This is a genomic window from Catalinimonas alkaloidigena (assembly GCF_029504655.1).
Taxonomy (GTDB): domain Bacteria; phylum Bacteroidota; class Bacteroidia; order Cytophagales; family Cyclobacteriaceae; genus Catalinimonas; species Catalinimonas alkaloidigena.
Genome location: NZ_JAQFIL010000001.1, coordinates 5,303,718 through 5,326,971, shown reverse-complemented (window position 1 = coordinate 5,326,971; position 23,254 = coordinate 5,303,718). Strand labels below are relative to the sequence as shown.

Annotated in this window: 21 protein-coding genes; 16 read left to right on the top strand and 5 right to left on the bottom strand. The window is 41.9% G+C overall.

Annotated elements, in window-relative coordinates; genetic code table 11:
* The first annotated feature begins 12 nt into the window (after positions 1–12).
* The 8 genes from OKW21_RS21840 to OKW21_RS21805 all read left to right on the top strand — a co-directional run bounded on the left by OKW21_RS21840 (position 13) and on the right by OKW21_RS21805 (position 11,515).
* Positions 13–243, top strand: coding sequence for a hypothetical protein (locus tag OKW21_RS21840; RefSeq protein ID WP_277483436.1), 231 nt, complete (start codon positions 13–15; stop codon positions 241–243).
* A gap of 349 nt (positions 244–592) precedes the next feature.
* Positions 593–2,992, top strand: coding sequence for a right-handed parallel beta-helix repeat-containing protein (locus OKW21_RS21835; RefSeq protein WP_277483434.1), 2,400 nt, complete (start codon positions 593–595; stop codon positions 2,990–2,992).
* A 67-nt stretch (positions 2,993–3,059) separates the two neighbouring features.
* Positions 3,060–4,541, top strand: a complete 1,482-nt coding sequence (locus tag OKW21_RS21830) for a sulfatase (RefSeq protein WP_420870122.1) — start codon at positions 3,060–3,062, stop codon at positions 4,539–4,541.
* Between the two features lie 129 nt (positions 4,542–4,670).
* Positions 4,671–6,170, top strand: coding sequence for a glycoside hydrolase family protein (locus OKW21_RS21825; RefSeq protein ID WP_277483431.1), 1,500 nt, complete (start codon positions 4,671–4,673; stop codon positions 6,168–6,170).
* A 138-nt stretch (positions 6,171–6,308) separates the two neighbouring features.
* Positions 6,309–7,307, top strand: a complete 999-nt coding sequence (locus OKW21_RS21820) for a family 43 glycosylhydrolase (protein WP_277483428.1) — start codon at positions 6,309–6,311, stop codon at positions 7,305–7,307.
* Positions 7,308–7,880: 573 nt separating this feature from the next.
* Positions 7,881–8,075, top strand: a complete 195-nt coding sequence (locus tag OKW21_RS21815) for a sulfatase-like hydrolase/transferase (RefSeq protein WP_277483425.1) — start codon at positions 7,881–7,883, stop codon at positions 8,073–8,075.
* 443 nt (positions 8,076–8,518) lie between these two features.
* Positions 8,519–9,943: a sulfatase family protein gene (locus tag OKW21_RS21810; protein WP_277483423.1), complete on the top strand. Its 1,425-nt coding sequence runs from the start codon at positions 8,519–8,521 to the stop codon at positions 9,941–9,943.
* Positions 9,944–9,982: 39 nt separating this feature from the next.
* A complete protein-coding gene (locus OKW21_RS21805; protein ID WP_277483421.1) occupies positions 9,983–11,515 on the top strand; it encodes a sialate O-acetylesterase in 1,533 nt (510 codons plus the stop codon).
* 301 nt (positions 11,516–11,816) lie between these two features.
* On the opposite strand, the gene OKW21_RS32805 is transcribed toward OKW21_RS21805, so the two are convergent.
* Both OKW21_RS32805 and OKW21_RS21800 read right to left on the bottom strand, forming a co-directional pair.
* Complete coding sequence (locus OKW21_RS32805) at positions 11,817–11,969, bottom strand: hypothetical protein (RefSeq protein WP_420870121.1); 153 nt, start codon at positions 11,967–11,969, stop codon at positions 11,817–11,819.
* A gap of 714 nt (positions 11,970–12,683) precedes the next feature.
* The gene (locus OKW21_RS21800; RefSeq protein ID WP_277483420.1) at positions 12,684–13,106 is read right to left on the bottom strand and encodes a DUF2116 family Zn-ribbon domain-containing protein; all 423 of its coding nucleotides are present in this window, start codon (positions 13,104–13,106) and stop codon (positions 12,684–12,686) included.
* A gap of 137 nt (positions 13,107–13,243) precedes the next feature.
* On the opposite strand from OKW21_RS21800, the gene OKW21_RS21795 reads away from it, so the two are divergent.
* From OKW21_RS21795 to OKW21_RS21765, 7 genes are all read left to right on the top strand, one after another.
* The gene (locus OKW21_RS21795) at positions 13,244–14,104 is read left to right on the top strand and encodes a tyrosine-type recombinase/integrase (protein WP_277483418.1); all 861 of its coding nucleotides are present in this window, start codon (positions 13,244–13,246) and stop codon (positions 14,102–14,104) included.
* 595 nt (positions 14,105–14,699) lie between these two features.
* Entirely contained in the window at positions 14,700–15,347 is a 648-nt protein-coding gene (locus OKW21_RS21790; protein ID WP_277477158.1) for a hypothetical protein, read from the top strand.
* A gap of 761 nt (positions 15,348–16,108) precedes the next feature.
* Positions 16,109–16,552, top strand: a complete 444-nt coding sequence (locus OKW21_RS21785) for a hypothetical protein (RefSeq protein WP_277483415.1) — start codon at positions 16,109–16,111, stop codon at positions 16,550–16,552.
* A 150-nt stretch (positions 16,553–16,702) separates the two neighbouring features.
* Positions 16,703–17,053 (top strand): hypothetical protein, encoded by a 351-nt coding sequence (locus tag OKW21_RS21780; RefSeq protein ID WP_277483414.1) that lies wholly within the window; start codon positions 16,703–16,705, stop codon positions 17,051–17,053.
* Positions 17,054–17,202: 149 nt separating this feature from the next.
* Positions 17,203–17,553: a hypothetical protein gene (locus OKW21_RS21775; protein WP_277483414.1), complete on the top strand. Its 351-nt coding sequence runs from the start codon at positions 17,203–17,205 to the stop codon at positions 17,551–17,553.
* Between the two features lie 76 nt (positions 17,554–17,629).
* Complete coding sequence (locus OKW21_RS21770) at positions 17,630–18,277, top strand: hypothetical protein (protein ID WP_277483413.1); 648 nt, start codon at positions 17,630–17,632, stop codon at positions 18,275–18,277.
* Positions 18,278–18,351: 74 nt separating this feature from the next.
* Complete coding sequence (locus OKW21_RS21765; RefSeq protein ID WP_277483411.1) at positions 18,352–18,825, top strand: hypothetical protein; 474 nt, start codon at positions 18,352–18,354, stop codon at positions 18,823–18,825.
* Between the two features lie 86 nt (positions 18,826–18,911).
* On the opposite strand, the gene OKW21_RS21760 is transcribed toward OKW21_RS21765, so the two are convergent.
* The gene (locus OKW21_RS21760; RefSeq protein ID WP_277483408.1) at positions 18,912–20,447 is read right to left on the bottom strand and encodes an IS1182 family transposase; all 1,536 of its coding nucleotides are present in this window, start codon (positions 20,445–20,447) and stop codon (positions 18,912–18,914) included.
* 208 nt (positions 20,448–20,655) lie between these two features.
* On the opposite strand from OKW21_RS21760, the gene OKW21_RS21755 reads away from it, so the two are divergent.
* Positions 20,656–21,249, top strand: a complete 594-nt coding sequence (locus OKW21_RS21755; protein WP_277483406.1) for a toxin-antitoxin system YwqK family antitoxin — start codon at positions 20,656–20,658, stop codon at positions 21,247–21,249.
* A 262-nt stretch (positions 21,250–21,511) separates the two neighbouring features.
* Here the strand turns inward: OKW21_RS21755 and OKW21_RS21750 are convergent, their stop codons facing one another.
* A complete protein-coding gene (locus OKW21_RS21750) occupies positions 21,512–22,636 on the bottom strand; it encodes an IS91 family transposase (protein ID WP_277483403.1) in 1,125 nt (374 codons plus the stop codon).
* Positions 22,636–23,250: a tyrosine-type recombinase/integrase gene (locus OKW21_RS21745; RefSeq protein ID WP_277487759.1), complete on the bottom strand. Its 615-nt coding sequence runs from the start codon at positions 23,248–23,250 to the stop codon at positions 22,636–22,638. Before OKW21_RS21745 ends, OKW21_RS21750 begins: the two co-directional genes overlap by 1 nt.
* Positions 23,251–23,254: the final 4 nt, after the last annotated feature.

Genomic DNA, 23,254 nt, shown 5'->3' with positions numbered 1-23,254 from the left:
AAAAGACCAGTAATGATAAAGCGAAACGACATCTCAGGAGGTAAAATATTGCTCCTGCTTCTGGGCTTGCTTTCTGCTTCGTTCATCTCATCTAAAAATGCAGGAATAACGATCGTAGTATCAGATTCCTCCTTTGATAGGCCGGCAGGTGCAAAAACGGTCAAAGTAAGCTATTCCAAATCCCTGACTTCGGTCAGGAAGATGAAGTTATGCGCAGTGATCTCAGTGATAATATCAAAGTAGCTGAATTGTATGGTGTCTGGTATTCAAAATTACATACGGGATACAAGGCATTTGTTTGACATGCTACATCTACAGATGAATCAAAGACCTCGTCAACATCATTCAGTATGTAGATGATGGTGTGAACTATAAAAATTCGCTGATGCAGAAGCGTTTTTTCAGGCAGGAAAAGTACTCATTGAGGCTTCTGAATTTTAGCTAAAGAAACTTAATGCACCAGCGTCTGCAGCAGTCCCTAATAGGGGGGGCAGGTACAAAGTCCGTGCAATATTTAGGCATCCAGATTTCCGGCACGGCGGTCTGAGGCAAATAAAATAATCTGGAAAACATGTAACCTGATGATTTAAAAATGAAAAACCTAAACTCAATACTATATGCCCTTTTATCTGTAATACTTATTTCCTGTTCTGGAGTGGAGATCTATGTAAGCAATGAGGGAAGCGACCAGAATGATGGTTCCGAAAACAAGCCTGTGGCCACATTGCAAAAAGCTCAGGAACTTGCCCGGGAGAAAGCAGGGGAACAGGAGGTTAATATTTATGTAAAAGATGGGATTTATTATCTGCCCAATACACTGGTGTTTGGACCAGAAGACTCTGGTGCCGAAGGTAAAGAAATTACTTATCAGGCCGTAAATGAAGGAAAGGCTATCATCAGCGGAGGCTCATTATTAAAACTCAACTGGAAACCGTACAAAGACGGTATTTATCAGGCAGAAACACCTGAAGGTCTAAACATTGATCAGGTATTTATCAATGAAAAGAACCAGCGTATGGCGCGCTATCCCAACTATGATGCAAGCAGGAAAACAGCAGCATACCAGGGATTTGCGGCGGATGCTTTTTCTAAAGAGAGAGCAGAGGGCTGGGCAGATCCGACAGGTGGCTACATCCATGCCATGCATAGAAATAGGTGGGGGGGCTATCATTACCGGATTACAGGAAAAAATGAAGAAGGTGAGGTGACATATGAGGGAGGTTGGCAAAATAATCGACAAATGGGCATGCATGAAGAATTTCGCATGGTCGAGAACATTTTTGAAGAACTGGATGCGTCCGGAGAGTGGTATCACAATGCTAAAACCAATATGCTGTATTACTATCCTCCTGAAGGCTTGAATTTAAAAAATGCAAAAGTAGAAATCGTTCGTCTAAGACACCTGATAGAATTTGAAGGTACTGAAAGTGAGCCTGTATCTTATATTAACTTAAAAGGATTTGTATTCAGGCATGCAGCAAGGACCTTCATGGATACCAAAGAACCCATGTTACGATCCGATTGGACGATTTATCGGGGTGGAGCCATCAAGCTTACTGGTACGGAGCATATTAGCATTTTAGATTCTGAGTTTGATCAGGTGGGCGGTAATGCCATTTTCTTTAACAATTACAACAGGGATGGATTGGTCAAAGGGTGTCATATTCATGATGTTGGAGCTAGTGGGGTTTGTTTCGTGGGAGACACTAATGCCGTAAGAAATCCACTTTTTGAATATAATGAAATAAACGACCTCTCAAAAATTGACCTGAGGCCAGGCCCCAAAACAAACAATTACCCGGCGAATTCTACTGTGGAGGATTGCCTGATACACGGAATTGGCAGAACAGAGAGACAACCGGCAGGGGTACAGATAGAAATGGCGCAATACATTACTGTGAAGGATGTGTCCATCTACGATTGTGCTCGTGCGGGAATTAACATTGGAGATGGTGCATGGGGCGGTCACCTGATCGAAAGATGTGACGTGTTCAATACCGTATTGGAAACACATGACCATGGCTCGTTTAACTCATGGGGAAGGGACAGGTTTTGGAGAAAGGACAGGCCTACCTCCCAGAAATTCGTTGACAAAAATCCTGAGCTGCCCTACCTGGACGCTATGGCAACTACAACGATACGAAACAGTCGCTGGAAGTGCGAGCACGGATGGGATATAGATCTGGACGATGGATCCAGCAACTATGAAATTTACAATAACCTACTCTTACACGGCGGCTTGAAGTTTAGAGAAGGCTTTAAAAGGAGAGCCTGGAACAACGTCATCATCAACAATGGCTTCCATCCGCATGTGTGGTACAATCATAGCGAAGATGAGTTTTACGGAAATATCATTACAGGTAAGCACCGGGCGATAGGGGTGCCTGAGAAGTTATCCAATGGTAAAAGAATAGACGAAAATCTGTTTTACGGAAATGTTACCGATGCAAAAGATGCTTTCAGGGAGTTTAACTGGGATCTCAATTCCATCAATGGAGATCCCTTATTTGTGGATCCTGAAAATGGTGATTTTAGAGTAAAAGAAGGATCCCCAGCTTTTGAAATTGGGTTTAAAAACTTTCCAATGGATCAGTTTGGTGTCAAGAAACCGAGTTTAAAGGCGATAGCGGAAACGCCAGAAATTCCGGAAGTAAGAAATGATGGAGGTGGATTGGCATTCGGACAAAAGAAAAAGAATGATTTTGTTACCTTCAACTGGTGGGGTGCAAAGTTGAAAGCGCTGGAAGGGGAAGAGTTCTCGGCTTTTGGGGTAGCCAAAAGTGATGGTGGTTTAGCAGTAAAAGAAGTTCAACATGACTCCCCTTTGCAAAAGGCAGGGCTTAAAGCCGGGGACTTGATTTTGGCAGTAAATAAACAGCCTACTAAAAACAGAAAAATGTTCCAGTCAGTAACAGCTAATCAAAAGGAAGGGGATTTGGAACTTACCATCGTAAGAAATCAGGCAAAAGCAACAATCAGATTTATACCGTAAAGGAAAAACAATCATCCTAATGAATAAAGTGCATAGAAGCGCAATGAGAAGGGTATTTTGTTTAATAATGATTTTGGCAACTACAAGGCTTTCTGGGTATTCGGAAAGGAAAGAGGATAAGCCCAACATCATTTTTATCATGGCGGATGATCTGGGCTGGCAGGATGTAGGCTTTATGGGTAGCGAGTGGTTTGAGACCCCAAACCTTAATGCTTTAGCTACTCAAAGTCTGGTCTTCAATCAGGCTTATATGTACCCCACCTGTTCGCCTTCCCGGGCGGCGCTACTTACCGGCAAACAGTCTTTCCGAACCCAGGTGTATAATGTACCTGTCTTGGAAAAGAAGCATGCAGCCGATCAAAACATCTATTCCCGCTGGACAGTCGGAAAGGAACATACGCTATTTTCGCAACCGCTGCGAGAAGCTGGTTATCGACTTGTTCATCTGGGTAAATGGCATATTGTTGGTCCCGATCCGGAGATGGAACTGGCAACTGACTACCCTTTTGATGAGCCGCTATCACAGCCGCCCAATGGTGAGCTTTCCTGGCTGGCCAGCCATCAGTCAGAGGAGATTCAGGCCTATTACCCGACAGGTAGAGGGTTTCATGAAAACATTGGAGGTAGCTGGTGGGGTGATCCGGCCCGGGGGTATAAGGAAGGCTATAAGTCCGAAAGTGGAGGGTATAAAGCTCCTTTTAAAAATCCTTTTATCCTCGACATAGTAACTGATGAATGGCTCACCGACCGGCTCACAGATGAAGCCATCAGCTTTATGGATAAAAACAAAGACCAGCCCTTTTTTGTGAACCTTCATTATTATGCTCCGCACCGGCCTACGGTGGTTAGAGATCAGCAGTGGATGGAGAAGTATCTCAACAAAATGCCTGATTCTGTAACGGGACAAGGTACTGAAAATCTTAAAGAAATCGTGGGCTACGCCACCATGATCCAGTCGCTGGATGAGAATGTCGGGCGTATCATTGATTACCTGGATGAACAGGGGTTGCGTGAAAATACGCTGATCATCTTTACTTCTGATAACGGATTCAACGGACTACAAAGTACTAATAAGCGCTTGCGAGGGGCAAAAGGTCAGGTTTATGAGGGAGGCTTGCGAGTTCCAGCCCTTGCCCATTGGGAGGGAGTCATTAGCCCGGGAACAACGGATATTCCGATCTGTGGCCTGGATTATTTCCCCACTTTCCTAGCCGTAGCGGGCATTGGGGATTATCAGGGAGTGCTGGATGGTCAAAGCCTGATGACTATTTATAAACGTGAAGAATTTCCTGAACGCCCACTTTTCTGGCACATAGCGAGCACTTATAAAAACCCTCCTTGCTCTATTATCCGAAGAGGGAAATGGAAACTTATACAGTTCCTGAATGACGGCAGCGTTGAATTGTATAATCTTGATGAAGATCTTCAAGAAAGTAAAAACCTTGCAGAAGAGCAGGCGCAGATCACCCAGGAATTATTAGCAGAACTTATTAGCTGGAGAAAGGAAAATAAGGTCCCGCTTCCCAATGCTTCTATACTGAAGTTTTAAGTGAAATGGACATAATAATTGATAATGAATACAAGAATAGAACTGTACACTTTATTAGCGGTATGCATAAGTTTTTTCGGGAAAACTCATGATGTTCAATCTCAAAATATACAGCAAGTTGATTCATCAATGAATAATGCCTGGATCATTGAATCTCAGCAGGATTGGCAGGCGAGCATAGACCGGTATTCAGATTTGGAAATTAGCGAAGGAAAAGCAGTGCCGGCAGCTATGGTAGCAACTTTTCAAAGTTCCATAAAACAGTTTACTGACAAGCGATCTGTAAAGTCAATCACTTTTTCACAGTCAACAGAATGGCTGAACTGGAAGCCGGTTTCCAATGTGGGTCCCTCCAACCTGGGCGATGCGCCGATAGCACTGCAATTAGGAGATGGCAACTATTGGATGTTTGGCCGCTATAATAAAAGTAGAGGTCAAAAAGACGGAACGTTCCAGGGTGGAACTGCAAAGCTGGAGGGGTTTGATGTTGAATTAAAAACTACCCCTTTTGAAAATCAGTTTGATGCCCCCGGGGGCCTGAAGCCCGGTAAAGGAGGTTATCATGCCTGGCAAAGCAGGGATATGAAAAACTGGGTGCATCATGGTGCTGTGTCTGAGCACTTTTCTCGCTGGATGACTACCGCAGAATATGCTGATGGAAAGTTCTATTTCTATTATGACTTCCCCAACGATCAGGATCCTCACCTGTACATTGACGAAGACCTTACCGATGGTGTTCCGGGAAAAAATATGGGAATGGCTTTCCACGACCCATCTCATGGTTCCGACTGCGCCGTAATCCGGGATCTAGAAGGAAATTTTCATATTATCGCAGAAGACTGGTCACCTATTGATGCTTCAACGCACGCCTGGGATTCACCTCTGGCCGTGCATGCTGTGAGTCCTGACGGATTTAATAATTTTGAAATTCTGGATCCACCAGTGGATGAACGTACTCAAGCTACCGGAAAATTTGCAGAGTATGCCCATCCACACTGGCATGCGGAAGCTCCTGATAGATTTCCTGGAAGAACAGTAGCCGAAGATGTACCCCAGCACAGAATCAAAGCAGGAGATACACGGGCTTTTGCTGAATACGAAATCCACGAACCAGCGCAGAATGCCTATGGCGACTGGGCCGCCATCTCAATCGGTGGACAGTACTATTTATTTGCTGATTTTGACCCGGCTGGGGGCCATGGTAGAAAAGATATGAGTGTGGCCTGGTTTACTTCCGACGACATCAATAAACCTTTCACTTTTTGCGGTAACATCGGTCAGGGGCACCCAGATCCTGATATCGTATTTGCCGAAGGACAGTTTTATTTACTGACTCAGATGGATACTGATTATATAAGCCCCGGACCCTGGGTAGAAACAGTAAAAGTACGGATGGGGGTAGATACTTCCAAGGACGGTGTCATTGACCATTGGAGCGATTGGGGGGTTGTTAAAGAAGAATATGAAGATATGGAAGGTTTTGCCAGGCAGATTAGAAGAATCCCGGCAAAGTTAGAACTTTCAGAGCTTCCTGAAGGATATGGTTTTCAATTTGAAGTTCAGCTTATAGATGACACTGAAAACAAGTCAAAACCGATTCTTGATAAAGTTGTGGTAGAGTTTGAGTAGTGATTAATAGTTCATGTGGGTAAACATTCAGTTGAATAGTAAGGAACCACAGGATAAAAGCGAATAGAAAATACTTCAAATAATGATATATAAATGATACTGAAAGCAAAAGTCAAATATCCGCTTATACACACCAGGATGGCTATATTTGCAATATCCGTTTTACTGTTAAGTGCCTGTATTTCAGGAAACTCTCAAAAAGCTGAAAATAAAGAAGAAGAAAAAGCAGGAACTTTAAGCTTTTCCTATTCAGAAGTTGAAGGAATAGGGCAGGATTCTTTGTACAACAGAAGGGATCCCAGCGATGTAATCAAGGTGGGCGATAAACATTATGTGTGGTATACCCGCATGAATAGCCCGATCAGGTCTGGCTACTGGGGCACAATCTGGTATGCAACCTCTGAAGACAATGGACATAGTTGGGAAGAACAGGGCATGGCGCTGGGACTGGGAGAGAAAGGAGGTTTTGACAGCCACTCCGTTTTTACACCAAATATTCTGGCTTATAGTGGCAAGTATTACCTTTATTACACCGGGGTGAAACCTACCCCAGACAATCCAGATAATGAGTTTGAAAACAATGCAACCAACGATTTCACAGCAATAGGATTAGCGGTGGCCGAAAGCCCCGATGGTCCGTTTGTCAGGGTAGAAAACAATCCAATCCTGAAAGTGAGCGAGGAGCCGAAAGCGTTTGATAGCTACCGCATTGATGATGCCAGTTTGATGGTGAGAGATGATAAGATATGGCTGTACTACAAAGGTCGCTCATTAAGCCATGGAAAGGAAGGTCCACGTCTTACAAATATGGGAGTAGCCTTTGCCGACCAGCCTGAGGGGCCTTACCAAAAACATGACGGGCCAATTCTGGATGAAAGTCACGAAGTGCTGGTTTGGTTAGAAGAGGGAGGGGTGGCTTCTTTGGCATCTATAAGTTCCTCTATCAACCTGGCTCCCGATGGTATTAATTTTTCTAATATGTATAACAATTTAAAAGATATCCCCAAAGCACCAGGCTTATACCGCCCACATCTGGAAGATGGAAATACTGCAGAAGAAATTCCGGGTTGGGGGATTTCAATGATTCAAAATGAAGGTGAAGCCTATTTGCTTAGATATGAGATAGAAAAGCAATAAACGAATAGTGTTTCTGAGAAAATATAAGACAGCATAATTAGCTGCATTGTAAAGTGGTACGCTATTAATACTATCTCGCCAAGAGCCACAGATTATAGCTAAAAATCAACAAAACAGGTGTAGGAAAACTCCATTTGAAATTGCGCTTACTTTAATAAATAAACTCAATGAGAACAGCTAACAATCATTTATACTTTTTAATCATTTTGCTTATTTCAATACCCTGTGGAGTCAGAGGACAAACATCTTATAAGGAAAAGAAGGTTAAGCCCAATGTAGTTTTTATTTATGCCGATGACCTGGGTAGGGGCTTTCATAGAATATAATAGGGGAAACCCTTTTTTTTTATGCCTCTCGTCCGCTACCGTACCGGCCGGTTTATGCTTTCCCGGAATTTGAAAAGCAGGCAATGGATTCCGTACAAAACGTTCTTGCTCAGGAAAATGGAACGGTAAATTTTAAGCTTCGTGACCCACTATACCCTTAGGCCTCCAGTGCCATAGATGCTTCAATTGGGGTAATATTGGTTGTGCTCCTTGCTAATAAGTTGGAAGAGAATACATTAGTTTTTTAATGTCTGATAATGGTCCTCACCAAGGAGGGCTGGGGAGTACAGGAGGGTTGAGAGGGAGAAAAAGTGATATCTTTGAAGGAGGTATGTTTGTACCAGCAATTGCCTGGTGGCTGGGAAAAATTTCCCGGAGCGTTGTTGCTGATGAAATACTGACTGTCATGGACTTGCTATCCTCTTTTGTTAAACTATGCTGAGCTGAAACTCCTCAGGATAGAGTAATAGATGGGAAAGACATCTGGCCGAAGCTTAATGTCGGAGCAAGCTCACCGCATCAGCAATTTTACTATTATCAGGGCAATCAACTACCAGCCGTAAGATCTGGAGAAAGCAAATATCATGAGCGGGGTGTAAATAGCATGTTGTTCAACCTGAAAGAAGATAGGGTAGAGACCCGGAATATGATAAATCAATACCCCGAAATAGTCAAAGCGCTGAAGGCTTATTTAACAACATTTGAAAATTACTTGGAGTAGGCGTTGACTTTAGTGAGCAATGTCGGCCGGCAGGATATGTAGAATTAGCCAGGCCATTGAGAAAGTAGGTGAGTTCAATGAAGAACAGCTGCCTTCAAGACCTTAGGGGGGGCATACATTACTGAGTTTGAAGCATGCTAACCTGGATACATAACTAATATGATATGGATAGATTTTTAAGAATTCTTGCGATGAGCTTCTTTGTTGGGAGCTTATTGGCCTGCACGGAAAGAACTGGAAAGCAGTCGGCTAAAGAGGGAGAACCATCCCGACCCAATATCCTTTTCATATTTGCTGACGATTGGGGCTGGGGCGATCTGAGTGCTCATGGCCATCCTTATGTCAAGACCCCGAATATTGATCGCTTAGTAGCAGAGGGAACCGACTTTCACCGTTTTACCGTGGCGAGTGGTGTATGTTCACCGAGCCGAGCAGCTGTACTTAGCGGGCATTTTCCAGCCAGATTTAATATTAATGGTCACTTTGCCTGGGTACCACAGAATGCACAGCGGAATATGCCTGACTGGCTCGATAATGAAGCAACCCTTTTGCCCAGCTTATTGCAACAAAGTGGGTATGTTACCGCTCATTTTGGAAAATGGCACCTTTCTAATAATATGATTCCGGACTCACCCACTCCTGCAAGGTATGGATATGATACCTACGGCGCTTTTAATTGCTCGGGGGAACAAATGCCCTTTTATGAGGATGCCGATAAAACCATTGAATTCATGGAAAATGCCAGGCGGGAGAACCAACCATTTTTTATCAATTTATGGATACATGAACCGCATACCCCTCATCATGTGATCCCGAAATACCAGTGGGGGTTCCGTGAACTGGAGGAAACCGATAATATTTATGCTTCTGTATTGTCCCATGCGGACGAAAGAATTGGTAAAGTATTGGATGCATTGGACCGATTAAATCTGACAGAAAACACGCTTGTTGTATTTAGCTCTGATAATGGCCCGGCCCGGGCGGCTACGCCAACTGCCTTGGAAACCTATCATGATACAGCTACAGGGGTGGGTTATAATATAGCGGGCTCAAAAGGAATTACCGGCGGAAGAAAAGGCTATAAAGCGGCCCTTTTTGAAGGAGGAATAGGCGTACCGTTTATTGCCCGATGGCCCGGAAAAATAAAGGCAGGTGCAGTGGATTCAGTCTCTTTAATATCTGCAGTAGATTTGCTTCCTACATTCTGTGAGATTGCCGGCGTGCAATTACCAGATTCATATAGCCCTGACGGAATCAGCCAGCTAGGTACTCTAAAGGGGACCCCTTACCCTTCCCGAACGAAACCCCTCTTTTGGAAGATGGATGGTAGTTGGCCCATCAACAAAAATAAACCTTATCATTGGGTTTCATACGCCATAGTTGACCAAAACTGGAAATTGGTGGGTAACAGTGATTTGTCTTATGTTGAACTTTATGATATCACTAAGGATGTATATGAACAGCATGATCTAAAGGAAGAAAATACAGAAGTGGTCGAACGACTGGTCCATCAAATAGAAGAATGGCAATCCAGCCTGCCCGATAAACCAGATAATAAACTATTTTCCGAGGAGAGAAACAGACTGTGAGGTCCAGACAATCATTAAAGTTAAAAGGCAAAAAACGTAATGAATAAGCATCTATTTGTCCTCTTAGTTTCCCTGAATGCTTTTTGCTATAGTGTTGGTAATAGCATAGCTCAAAGCCTTAAACCGGCTGGTCTTTTTTGTGATCACATGGTATTGCAAAGGGATGTGTCGGTGCCTGTGTGGGGAGATGCCTCACCCAATCAAAAGGTTACGGTAAGCTTTGCCGGGCAGAGCAAGTCAACGATATCCGGCCAAGATGGGAAATGGCGGATTACGCTTGATCCACTACCAGCCTCCCAGGAAGGGCGTACAATGAAAATAGCGGGAAAAACCGAGATCAATATTGCGGATGTGGTGATTGGCGAAGTGTGGATATGTTCGGGTCAGTCCAATATGCAATACGGTGTATCAAATGTTCCGGAAGTGAGAGGACTGGTACCGTTTGCAAAAAACATTCGCAGTTTTGAAGTAGCACATAGAGTAGCCCTGGAGGAGCAAGAATCAGTTTCGGGACAGTGGAAGGCAACCCATCCTAAGAGTGCTATCGCTTTTTCCTTTGCTTATTTTCTCAATGATCTGACTGATATACCGGTGGGAATCATCCATACTTCCTGGGGGAGCTCCTCCATTGAAGCCTGGATGCCAAGAGGTATGACACAGATACTACCCCACTTTAAGACAATCATGGATGAGTTTGACTCTGACACCGCAAGGATAGCGCGTATCCGGAAAATTCTTGCTTCACCTGATGGGTGGAACAGGGAAGAGGATATTTTCTTAAGAAGGCAACCCAACATATTATACAATGCCATCATGCATCCACTCGTCCCTTTCGCCTGTAGAGGGCTGGTTTGGTATCAGGGGGAAAGGCATACCCGTTATTTAGCCGGTATGCCCGAGGTAGACGAGTCCAACTGGTTTCATCGCGTAAGTGGTATGAAAGAATACGGAGAAGTTCTCAAAGAATGGATGCTTCATTATCGTAAACAATGGCAAAATGATGAAATGAATTTTATGGTAATTATGCTCCCTGGCTATGGTAAAGGCACAATGAACCACAGTAAGATTGATCCAGAAAGCCCTGCTGAACCTTCCTGGGCCTGGATGCGAGAATCACAATTAACATCGCTTGAACTTCCCCACACTTCGGTGGTCAATACCATTGACCTGGGCGATATAGATAATGTACATCCAAAAGACAAGCTTCCCATTGGTCAAAGAGGAGCGCTTCTGGCTGCTAAAAATATGCCCGGACAAGATATGTTAGCCATGGGGCCCATGCTGAAAAGGGTGGATGTAGAGGGTGATCAATTGGTCGTTCATTTTGATTACGCATACGGCCTCAAAACCATAGATGGTAAAACTCCATCCGGTTTCTGGATAACCGATGATTCAAAAAAGTGGGAATATGCCGATGCCAGAATTGAAGGAGAAAGTGTGATCTTAAGCTCTCCCAATATAGAGCGACCTAAATACATCCGCTATGCCTTTGCGGGCAAGCCCACCGTCAATCTGGTCAATGCAAGTGAGCTGCCTGCCTATCCATTTAGAACAGATAATTGGAAAAAGTAAGTAAAGCTACCTTATGTTTAAGTTTATCTTTTGGTTTTGCTGATAGTGAAATAGCCATTGTTCAGACGAAAAGTTGTTGAGTTCAATCATTCTTCATTTTGATGGTTGACTACTTCAAGCAGCGTTTTCTTCACTTATCCTCACCCAAATACCTGCTTTTGATAGAGGCTACTGTTACAATTTTCTGTTCTTTCACCAATTCATCTTTACAATCCATTTAGATGGCATTTCACCTGATCAAATCAAGTTGATGGCGTTTGACCTCCTCTTTAGTACCACAAACAGCCTCCCGAACATCACCTCATCGGTCCGGAGATATTTTTCGCTGAACGGAAATATCTAATCTCTTTCCATCGGCCGAGACACGGACATAGATAGGTACTTGTTTGTTTTTGTCCTTCTGATACTTTTTGGCAAAGAATGAGATTCCAAGGTTTTGTGACTGCGCATACAACTTCGTGTTAAAAAGTTTTAGATACGTTTGGTGTGACTAAATCCTACTTAGGCACAGAAGAGTGTTCAAACGGAGCTAAAAAGACAATTTTTATGAGCGTAATGAATTGACCTTCAATATTGTACATTCATTTCCGTGCCTAAAAGGTAGTTATAAAAAATAGACCCCGCTGGGGTGGCCAGGAAATAGGCACATTTTTATTGAGATTGTATGTATGAATTGAGGGGTAGAAAAATAAAAAACCCCTTAAATCGTATGATTTAAGGGGTTTTACCGACTTTTGATTCTTACTAAGTCGGGGCGGCAGGACGAAAATCCTGTTTATAACTCTCTAATTATCAATACTTTGTAAGAACTTTTTTCATCAGTTCACCGAATAGTTCACCTTTTAATGAATAACGAGTAGGAACAATCCGTATGATTGAAAGAACGTAAATTAAAAATAAGGAATACCAGCCTAGAATACAATGAAGAATACTAAAATCAGCGAATTCATATCAATTGTAGGGTTAGAAGTATTTGAACCTTGTATCTCTACTATACTGAGAATTTTGCCACTGTGGGACGACTATTTATCAAAGCTCTAATCAGTTTTATTATACACTTTCCTACAACGCTATAGTTAATTCAAGCTCCTTAACATATAAGCGATTATTACACTTTCAAGCAGAAGTACTCAGCTCATCAGGCTTATTTACCCTATCAGCCAAAATGTCAAAAGCCATACTCTACTACCTCTTCTTCTACTTGTGAGTTAAGCCCATCATTCATTGGATAGGAGGGGAGTAGCCTCAGCATTACCTGCTCAGCATTGAGCACTGTATAACCCACATCATAACAAAAATAGAAAGCCTTTCCTGAGATAACCCTTCGGGAGGTATGCCACTGCGCATCAAATCCTTTTTGCAGCAGCATTTGCTTATCTATCACCGGAAAAGTTTGAGGATCATCTTTTATGAAAGCAAGCAGCACTCTATGATTAATGAGCAGCTGTTGGTTGACTTTTCTGATCAAAGCATTTCTAGCGACTTTCTGATGATTATGAAAAGAGGCTCTACAGGCATCAGAGCAGAATTTCTTATCCGCTCTGCCGTGGATAGGAGTGTGGCAGATGGCACAAGTCTTGGATACGGTCATGTATTAGTCGTTTGTAAACGTATAGCGAAATATACGTTTAAAAGGCTATACGCTTACAAACGTTTACAAACATTTATAGTCGTATCTAATCGAAAGGTATGATTCGGCCATGGGTTTAAGTGCTTATTTTAGTGGTTATGGATCAGATACTCTCTCAAGTAGCTTTAAGATTGGAGCAAATGAACTATAGCCCAAGTACAAAGAAGACCTATGTAGGTATGCTAAGGCTATTTCTGGGACACTTTCCAAGCCAGGACTTAAGAAGCTTGGAAGAAGAGCAGATCAGGGCATTTTTGGTAGAAGCCTGCCAGGGCAAATCCCTTTCCTATCAGAACCAGCTCATCAATTCCATCAAGTATTTCTACGAGCAAATTCTAAAACGTCCCCGGACCTATTATCAGATAGATCGCCCCAGAAAGGAATACCGCTTACCCGTAGTCTTATCCAAGCGGGAAGTAGGGGCCATACTGAAGCAGGTAAGGAATAGAAAACATCATGCGATTCTGTCCACCATTTATGCCTCTGGCTTAAGAATCTCAGAAGTAATAAGACTTAAAATCAAGGATGTAGACTCCAAGCGGATGGTGTTGGTAGTAAGACAAGGCAAAGGTAAAAAGGACCGCCAGGTACCGCTTTCCAAGCAGCTTCTTCAAGAACTTCGTTCCTACTATCTGGAGTATCAGCCCAAAGATTACTTGTTTGAGGGAGAAACAGGAGGGGCCTACAGTAAAAGTAGTATCCAGCATATCTTCAGAAGAGCCAAAAAAGCAGTGGGTATCCAGAAAAAAGCTACTGTTCATACGCTTCGTCACAGTTATGCTACGCATTTACTAGAGTCGGGAACAGATTTGAGGATGATTCAGGTATTGTTGGGCCATAACAGCGTTAAAACTACGGAAATCTATACGCACGTAAGTCATAGATACATTCAGTCAGTAGTGAGCCCCTTTGATACCCTATCTTGTGGGGCAAAAGAGGAAAACCTATATTGTAAATAAACACAACTCCGGTGTGTTTATTCGGATGTTGATAGGCAATTCAATCATTTTCGGGGATCATTTTTCCTAATTTTGCCAGTAAGAAGATGGAGATTTCCTTCTGTAGGAGCGGGATGTATGTAGGGAGAAAATCTTTGATTTTGGCCCAAGTCTTCTGTCGGCTTTGCCGTTCAAACCGTGTTTGATGACGCTAAGACGTCAATGAAGACTTGAAGATAAAGAATTTAGATCAAAATTGCTGGATAGACTTTATCGGAAACATACATTGGAGGGGGTCAGAAGGAAATAATGATACAAGATAAAGCTCTTTAGGCTTCTTACTGGCCCAATTTAGACCACGAACGTCTATGCAGACATAAACATCATAGTCTAAATTTAAAATCAGGAAAAGGGAAGGAGCGGAGAAAATGATAGAACACCGTGCCCTACATGATAAAGATAAAAGGGGAGGCACTGCCTACAACATCCCGCTACCGGTCATACAACTATCAGGACGTAATAAAGCCAGCAAGATGAAGCAGAATATCTCATCAAAAAGTCACATCTTGCCTCTACGACCGGTAGCTATAACGTTGTGGTGCATTAAAATGAAACAGTGAAAACAAAGAAAATCCGCGGACATAAAAGAAGATGGAATGATATTGACCATTGGGTTGAAACTCATAAGAATCTCGACTTGGACTATTTGAAAGAATACCAAAGAGATTATGCGAAAATTCGAGTTCACCCTTGGAGCGGAATTTCTTTGACTAATAGCCAAACACCCGAACCAAAAGGACAAACAAAGACCAAAATTATAAGTGGACTTATTGAAATTTATGATTCTTGGAAAAGGGAATTGGACAAACTTGGCGAAAATTATTATTTGAGAATATGGCTCTTTGAACCAAGGTTTGCTAATTCTCAAGTTGTTTGCGCGATTGGAGACTATTTAGACTTTTATGAAAACACATTTTTCAAACCAGAAGATTCGAAGAAAATGAATCCCGAGAATTATGGAGCATTGAAAAATGAAATTGAAAAGTTTAATTGGGAATATAGGCTTGACGAAGATCACTTTGATAATAGTGAGCCAGGTGCTCCGGACTTATACGCAACGATGGCGGACTATGAAGAAAGCAAAATGTATTTTAAAAAAATGCTAAAGAAACCGCACAGGACAACGAAATTTAAAGAACCGATTGGAGAAGCCACAGAATCATATTCATTTAAGAAAGGAGTTGTTTGGCTTGGAGAAAAATAAAAAACGACACCACAACAAGGTGTATAGCCAATAGTGCATTTAGAGATAAATTGAAAGTCCCGTTCTTTGAGCAGGCAGCGCCAAAACAAAGTTTTGACGTTTAACAAAAAAGAAAATTAAAAGTAAAAACGTTTGTTTTGGCTTTGTGGTAAACCGAAAGTGATTTGCTTTGAACCTGCCCTACTGTCCATACACAGAACGTTGATAGGCAATTCAATCATTTTCGGGGATCATTTTTCCTAATTTTGCCAGTAAGAAGATGGAGATTTCCTTCTGTAGGAGCGGGATGTATGTAGGGAGAAAATCTTTGATTTTGGCCCAAGTCTTCTGTCGGCTTTGCCGTTCAAACCGTGTTTGATGACGCTAAGACGTCAATGAAGACTTGAAGATAAAGAATTTAGATCAAAATTGCTGGATAGACTTTATCGGAAACATACATTGGAGGGGGTCAGAAGGAAATAATGATACAAGATAAAGCTCTTTAGGCTTCTTACTGGCCCAATTTAGACCACGAACGTCTATGCAGACATAAACATCATAGTCTAAATTTAAAATCAGGAAAAGGGAAGGAGCGGAGAAAATGATAGAACACCGTGCCCTACATGATAAAGATAAAAGGGGAGGCACTGCCTACAACATCCCGCTACCGGTCATACAACTATCAGGACGTAATAAAGCCAGCAAGATGAAGCAGAATATCTCATCAAAAAGTCACATCTTGCCTCTACGACCGGTAGCTATAACGTTATGCCTAAGTTAAAATGAAAAGATTGATAACTGGTACATTGATCCTTTTTATTTGGGTATTGACTGCATGTCATTCAGAAGAAAAGAAAATTGTTGACCATTATCAGAATTACCCGCAGCACTTCGATAATTTTGTAAGTGCCGCGTATGATGATGCAACTTTAATTGATCAGAAAAATAAGCTCGTAGGCTTCGATGAATTACATGATCAGACAAAAGAAGCTCTGCGAAAACTGGATTTGCCAGAAATTAATTATGTTATTTTAGGCGGTATCCGATGTCAGGAAGCAAATGAGATGGAAATTGAGATTATTTTCAACGGAAATTGGCACTTACAATATGAACCTTGTCGGGAAGGAGATTTTCCGACTGGAAAGCATAGTGAAGAAGGATTTATAGAGAGTTGGGAGGTCAGTAAAGACTGGCATGTTTGGATAAATAATGATTTGATAGGATGAGAAGCCTAGGCATAACATCAGGCAGCCCTCACCCTGGCAAAATAGCTACTTGCACGTTAGTTGCTCCAAGTATTGAAAATGATAATCGTAATATAAATGCCAACAAGCCGGGCGACGGCTCGCCCTTGGCGTTACCCAGCATGTAAATAGATGAAAAAAGAGAAGAGCTTAAATCTGGTAGTAGAATTTCTGAATAAAGAGATCAAAAGGCTAGATGAAGAAATCAAAGTTGAAGAAGGAAACTCTGCCGATAAAATAGACTTAAAATCTCAGATGATTGCTGCGATTAAAAATCTGGACTTTTGCTCGGAACATGGATTAAATGCTGCTCAAATAGAAGTAATTAAAATTCCTGAAGACGGCAGTGATTCTTATTTTACAGAGTATGTCATGGTAGATGAGCAGGAATTAAATAATATTTCTGAATGGGCAGTAGCGAGAAATGGGGGGAAAGAAATTCGGTTGAATTGCTTTGACTTGATAATCAGAAAAAAGGATTGAACACGCTGGGTAACAAAAGCTATCTGTCAGGCTGCGGAATCCTGTACTTGAAAGTTAGCTTCACCAAGCACCATTTTTGCGAAATAAAAGATATAATCAAACAAGCGCAGCCCGTCAGCTAGCGGGCTCGTTACCCAGCATGTAAATAGATGAAAAAAGAGAAGAGCTTAAATCTGGTAGTAGAATTTCTGAATAAAGAGATCAAAAGGCTAGATGAAGAAATCAAAGTTGAAGAAGGAAACTCTGCCGATAAAATAGACTTAAAATCTCAGATGATTGCTGCGATTAAAAATCTGGACTTTTGCTCGGAACATGGATTAAATGCTGCTCAAATAGAAGTAATTAAAATTCCTGAAGACGGCAGTGATTCTTATTTTACAGAGTATGTCATGGTAGATGAGCAGGAATTAAATAATATTTCTGAATGGGCAGTAGCGAGAAATGGGGGGAAAGAAATTCGGTTGAATTGCTTTGACTTGATAATCAGAAAAAAGGATTGAACACGCTGGGTAACAAAAGCTATCTGTCAGGCTGCGGAATCCTGTACTTGAAAGTTAGCTTCACCAAGCACCATTTTTGCGAAATAAAAGATATAATCAAACAAGCGCAGCCCGTCAGCTAGCGGGCTCGTTAGCCGTTATTCTAATGAGAAAAATTTACTTAATAGTAGTGTTCTTACTGGCGTGTGATGCCTCATCTAATCAAGCAAAAGAGAAAGGTGAAATTCAAAAATCATTACCAATCAATGTTGAGAAAATTCTGAATGAGATGGATAAAAATACCTTTTTAACATCTTTTAGTGAGGAATATAATATTTCGCATCCATTTTTACACGAATATGGAGTGGACTCAGAATCAAAGGGTATTTTGGTTTCAACAGAATTTGATCCAATGGTTTTTGCATGGTCAAAATGGGATAGTGATTCATTGTATGAGATTCAAGTACTGAGCGAAAAAGTGGAATTAAAATCTAATATCCATGTAGGTATGTCTGTTGAAGAATTTATTAATCACTATCCTGATTCTAAATTATATTTGAATGCACTAGATGAGAATAGTGAATACTTCATTATCAAAGATAATTTTGAATACATAGTTGAGTTTTTAACAAATCCACAAAGTAGAATAGGAAAGTATTCAAACGATCAATATGAGACAGAGATATTGATTAATACTGGAAAAAAAGCAGATAAAATCTCAATTAGAAAAATAACAAACGGCTAACACCGTGCAGGCCAGACCCTTGCTTCGCTGCGGGCCATGCCTAGCACTTAACCGTTAGTGGGCATTGAATTAAAATGAAATTACAGAAAGGAATTACCGGATTTAGAAAGGCTAATGGAGATCAAGATTACGCCCAGATTGATGAAAATGAATTAAAAAAACATGCTTATCACTGTGGTAATTTAACTGAATTTAGACTGAAAGAAATCTTGTGCCCTGATGCTTCATCCAATTACTTTAGATTGATTTGTAAACACAAAATAACAAAACAGCGGATTGATATAGTCATCAATAATCAGTATCCATTTTATGCTGGAATTTCATCGGATAGTAAGTGGATGCAACTTCAATTTGTTGATTTACCACAAGAAATAAGAATGTGTCTCGATGAGAAATTTACTTATTTGAATCCTGAATTGCTTACTACAGAATTTTCTGATGAGGATTTAACAGAACTATCGGCGACTGAGGTTGATCAAATTGAGTATTGGGATTCTAAAACATACGGAGAAGTGATTTCAATGGATATGATTGAAAACGCCCACTAACATTTGTGGCTGATGCGCAACCCCATTTTCTACTATGACAGATTTCTTTTTGAGTAAAAGCGGAACCTATTCGGAATCTTTTCACCTCAGCTCAAGCAAAAAGAAGGTATATTGAAAATAGCTGATATTTGCCCTTCCAGAGCATTTACCTGGGCTAATACCCTTTTTTTAGTGAAATTGAGGTACTTTTTGAGGTTGTAACTGGCTGCGGCTAAGACAAAATTCTTGTGAGCCAAAGCAAGGCCTCGGGTATTGACTTTTCTCATACCCATGAAGTTGATTAGTGTGCCTAAGACTGGCTCCACCGTGGCTTGCCTTCGCTTTTTAAGATACTGGCCTTTGCTACTTTCTACTCTTGCAATCATTCTTTCATACTCAGCTTGATAAGCGGTTTTTGAAATCTTCTTTTCATGTTGCTTTCCGATGCATGCTATTTTTATAGGACAATCCTTACAGTCTTTTCTCTTGGTGTAGTAACGCTTCACTAGATTACCTCTTTCCATATAGAATCTTCTGAAAGTAGCTTTCTTACCTTGAGAACAGATCCAGACATCCTCTTTTTCATCATAGGTAAAGCCTTCTTTTTCCTGCTTATAAGTACCATGTGCAGGAATGTAACCTTCTATGCCATGCTTTTCTAGTAAGGCGTAATTTTCCCCATTACTGTATCCGGTATCGGCCAACAGTCTATCTACTTTCAGATCATGCTTTTTGAATCTGTGTATGAGGTTCTGTAGAAGAGAGGGTAATATCTGGCAATCTTTACGGTCTGAGAAATCAGCTTGAATATGTGAGATAACATGATGAGAGGTGTCAACAGCCACTTGAGCAGCATAACAAAGTTGGCGACGTTTACCTGGTTTAACAGCAACTCTGGCCTCAGGATCAGTAGGGCTATAATGTAATTTGTTACTCAAGAATTTACTTCTAGGGTCATGTGTGCCTGGTTTTCTTTTATGACGTGCCGCCCACAGCTTTTCTCTAGCAGCAATGTCTTTCAACTTCCGCTCATTGACAGAGATGTACTTGTAATCCTCATCGTTTTCTTGCTCATAATCACCTGCATTTTCTGATGAATCTTGCTCTTGGTTCTGGTCCTGCTCCAACACCTTTTTAAGATGATTCTTGGCAGTATCAGTGGGTAGCTTTTGCTCTAAGCTATCCAGTGAAGCGTTCGCTTTAACATAAGCAGAATCTACTGCTTGTGTGCTTCCCGATACCATTCCGGCATTTACACATAAAGAAAGAACACGATCAAAAACTTCCTCGAATAGAGCCTGAGGTAATCGTTGTCTAGTTCTGGATATCGTGCTATGCCAGGGTAGTTCTTCGTCTATATCATACTCCAAAAAGTAGAGAATATCTAGTCTCATAGAGCAATGCTGCATCAGTTGTCTATCGGAGATTATATTTTCCAGATAGCCAACGAGCATAATTTTAAAGAACACAGCAGGATCAATGGACTTTTGACCACAGCTACCATAGTAGGCTTTGGTCTTTGCGTGTAGGAAATCCAGGTTTAGGACGGACTTTAATCTGCGATAAAAATTATAATCCGGTACCCGGTCGGCTAAATTAAACTCGGTAAATAATTTTGGTTGATAGTATTTCTTACCCAGCATACAATAAGGAGTGATTTATACTATTAAGATAAACCTTTTTCCGCTATCTTGGAATAGTTGTGCAACAAGCACATCATGCAGCGGTCAGCCCTGTTTGAATAGCACTTTGATGCTTTATGCTCCAAGCACAAAAATTGATAATTGAAAGATAAACGCAAACAAAGCCGGGCCATCCGCTGCATGCGGCCCGTTAGGGCACATTGAAAAAATGAAACTAAATCTTATCCTCATAGTGCTTTTAAGCATTGGCTGCACTACTAAACGGGCATTCGTTTTTAATGAACATGATTTTGGGGATTTGAAGCATGGTTATCCAAAAAAGACTCAAGTAGATACTATATTTTATTCCGATGGATCAATTAAAGGAATTGGACAATTTGCCATTGATTCACAAGGACAGATAAGTAATTATAAAACTGGTACTTGGACTGAGTATAATTCAAATGGATCGCTTAAGGGAATTGGTGGATATAAAATGGGTGAGTATGTAAATTGTTGTATGGGAGGTCCCTGCACACAGTTTTACCATTACAAGATTGGTGAATGGCAATACTTTGATGAGCATGGTAAACTTTCCTATGAGGTTAAATATGAACCCAAGAGCTTACATATTGATACAAGCTGCGAAGGTGGAGATAATTTAACCTACGGATTAATAGAAGAAAAAAATGTGATAGTAGATTCAGTGCGACACCAACTTAATACTATTGAAATTGAAGAACAGGATGGATATTTGATTATGTTTCCATCTGAGAGTGAGGATAAGATCGCTTTAGAATGGAAAAATAAACACGTGCCCTAACAATTAAGGATTCGTGTGGCCGGAACGGCCCAACATGAATCCTATGTTGACTGAACCTGCTCGAGGATGTTATTATGGGGATTAGGTAGGGTTTGCGAGGAGTGTATTGAGAAGGTAGTAAACCTCCTTTTTTGTTTCCGAGTTAGTGGAGCGCCATCTCTATCGGCCAAACTAGAAAATCGACTATCCAAAGTCAGGAAAAAGCAGCACTTTATACCGGATAGGGCATAGCTCTCCCATTACGCCCTAGAATGGAGTTTTTTTACTGACTGCTCTTCTGGTTTGCGATCCGTTCCAGCCATATTTTTGGAGGCGCTCTGCCATAGAACATGCTCACCGTTTGCAGTGTACCGTTGCCACAGGCACAGCACTTACGGTGAGATACCAATTCCTTCTGATCATCAGGAGCAACGCTTAGACCAAGCATCTGCTGGAGACTAGATAGCTTTTCAGGTTTCCAACTACTGGATAGGAAGCCGTAGTGCCTGATTCTCACAAAGCCTCTGGGCAGGATATGCTGGCTGAACCTTCTGATGAACTCTTTGTCAGTAAGGCTCATCTGCATTTTCTGCGCTCCTTTCCGGTAGTCCTTATAGCTGAAAGTAACCTGGCCGTTATCCAGGCCGATAAGTCTATGATTGCTAATGGCGATCTTATGAGTGTAGCGCCCCAGATATTCTACCACGGCTTTAGGATGTTGGAAAGGGCGCTTAGCATACACCACCCACTCTTTTTTAAATAAATTGGCAAAGAAGGTCTTTTCCTGCTCTGGAAACTCTCTTCTCAAGCCAGCCACGAACCTGGCCCGGAAGACCTTGCTCATAGCCTTCACTGGGAAAAGGAACTTACCTTTATTCCGAGCAGGTTTCCATTTACCTTGCTTGGTCACGCCACCTCCAGGAACGATGCAATGTAAGTGCGGGTGAAGAGAGAGGTTCTGGCCCCAGGTGTGGAGTACAGCAATCATAGCTGGCTTGGCCCCCAGGTGCTTGGCATCTTTGGCAAAGCTTTGCATCACTGACCAGGCTGTACTGAACAGCAAAGCATATACCTTGGCAGGAGCATACAGACACAGAGGATTGACCTGTTCAGGCAGGGTAAAGACCAGATGGAAGTAAGGCACAGGCAGAAGCTCGGATTCTCTAGCCTGTATCCATGCTTCTCTCTGTTCCCCCTGGCATTTAGGGCAATGCCTGTTTCTGCAACTGTTGTAGCTGATAGACAGATTGCCACAGCTATCGCACTGATCTATATGTCCTCCAAGATCAGCAGTCCTACATTTTCTTAGGGCATGCAGTGTCCTTACCTGCCAACTGTTACTACAGTAGCTACCGAGCCGATGCCTGTTCCTGTTCAGCACATCGGCTACTTCATGCCTGGGACGCACTACTTATCCGGATAAAGCGTATCCATAGGACTGAATGGCTTTCGCCTTCCCATTTGAGAGACGTGCAGGTATATCAATGTCGTCTCTATGTGTGCATGTCCCAGTAGTTCTTTGATGCTCAGGATGTCTAATCCGTCTTCAAGTAGGTGTGTGGCATAAGTATGCCGAAGCATATGGGTGGTGACTTCTTTTGCCAATCCAGCTTTTTTACGGGCATGGCTTACTACCCACCATATTCCTTTCTGGGAAAGGGGCATTTTCTGACCGTCTTCTTCTTTACCGTTGAAGAGCCACTGATGAGGATTCTCATTTTTGAGATAAATCTGCAGTCCTCTGGCCAGGTGCTTACTCAAAGGCAGGTAGCGATCCTTGCGCCCTTTCCCACGTCTGACATGTACTGCCAGCCGATCAAAGTCTACATCTTTGATATGGAGTCCACAAAGCTCAAAGCAGCGTAGCCCACAACTGTAAAGCATACCGATGATGAGCCGGTGGCGCATCAGGTTGGGTGCCAGTAGCAACCTTCGCATCTCCTCCTTACTCAGGATGACCGGTAAATCTTTAGGTTGTTCAATGGAAGGAAGTACAACACGCTTTTCTTTGAGACCTTCCATCCGG

Coding starts and splice junctions, on each gene's coding strand:
- OKW21_RS21840 (WP_277483436.1), top strand. CDS start 13: ATGATAAAGCGAAACGACATCTCAGGAGGTAAAATATTGCTCCTGCTT.
- OKW21_RS21835 (WP_277483434.1), top strand. CDS start 593: ATGAAAAACCTAAACTCAATACTATATGCCCTTTTATCTGTAATACTT.
- OKW21_RS21830 (WP_420870122.1), top strand. CDS start 3,060: ATGATTTTGGCAACTACAAGGCTTTCTGGGTATTCGGAAAGGAAAGAG.
- OKW21_RS21825 (WP_277483431.1), top strand. CDS start 4,671: ATGAATAATGCCTGGATCATTGAATCTCAGCAGGATTGGCAGGCGAGC.
- OKW21_RS21820 (WP_277483428.1), top strand. CDS start 6,309: ATGGCTATATTTGCAATATCCGTTTTACTGTTAAGTGCCTGTATTTCA.
- OKW21_RS21815 (WP_277483425.1), top strand. CDS start 7,881: ATGTCTGATAATGGTCCTCACCAAGGAGGGCTGGGGAGTACAGGAGGG.
- OKW21_RS21810 (WP_277483423.1), top strand. CDS start 8,519: ATGGATAGATTTTTAAGAATTCTTGCGATGAGCTTCTTTGTTGGGAGC.
- OKW21_RS21805 (WP_277483421.1), top strand. CDS start 9,983: ATGAATAAGCATCTATTTGTCCTCTTAGTTTCCCTGAATGCTTTTTGC.
- OKW21_RS21800 (WP_277483420.1), bottom strand. CDS start 13,106: ATGACCGTATCCAAGACTTGTGCCATCTGCCACACTCCTATCCACGGC.
- OKW21_RS21795 (WP_277483418.1), top strand. CDS start 13,244: ATGGATCAGATACTCTCTCAAGTAGCTTTAAGATTGGAGCAAATGAAC.
- OKW21_RS21785 (WP_277483415.1), top strand. CDS start 16,109: ATGAAAAGATTGATAACTGGTACATTGATCCTTTTTATTTGGGTATTG.
- OKW21_RS21780 (WP_277483414.1), top strand. CDS start 16,703: ATGAAAAAAGAGAAGAGCTTAAATCTGGTAGTAGAATTTCTGAATAAA.
- OKW21_RS21775 (WP_277483414.1), top strand. CDS start 17,203: ATGAAAAAAGAGAAGAGCTTAAATCTGGTAGTAGAATTTCTGAATAAA.
- OKW21_RS21765 (WP_277483411.1), top strand. CDS start 18,352: ATGAAATTACAGAAAGGAATTACCGGATTTAGAAAGGCTAATGGAGAT.
- OKW21_RS21760 (WP_277483408.1), bottom strand. CDS start 20,447: ATGCTGGGTAAGAAATACTATCAACCAAAATTATTTACCGAGTTTAAT.
- OKW21_RS21755 (WP_277483406.1), top strand. CDS start 20,656: ATGAAACTAAATCTTATCCTCATAGTGCTTTTAAGCATTGGCTGCACT.
- OKW21_RS21745 (WP_277487759.1), bottom strand. CDS start 23,250: ATGGAAGGTCTCAAAGAAAAGCGTGTTGTACTTCCTTCCATTGAACAA.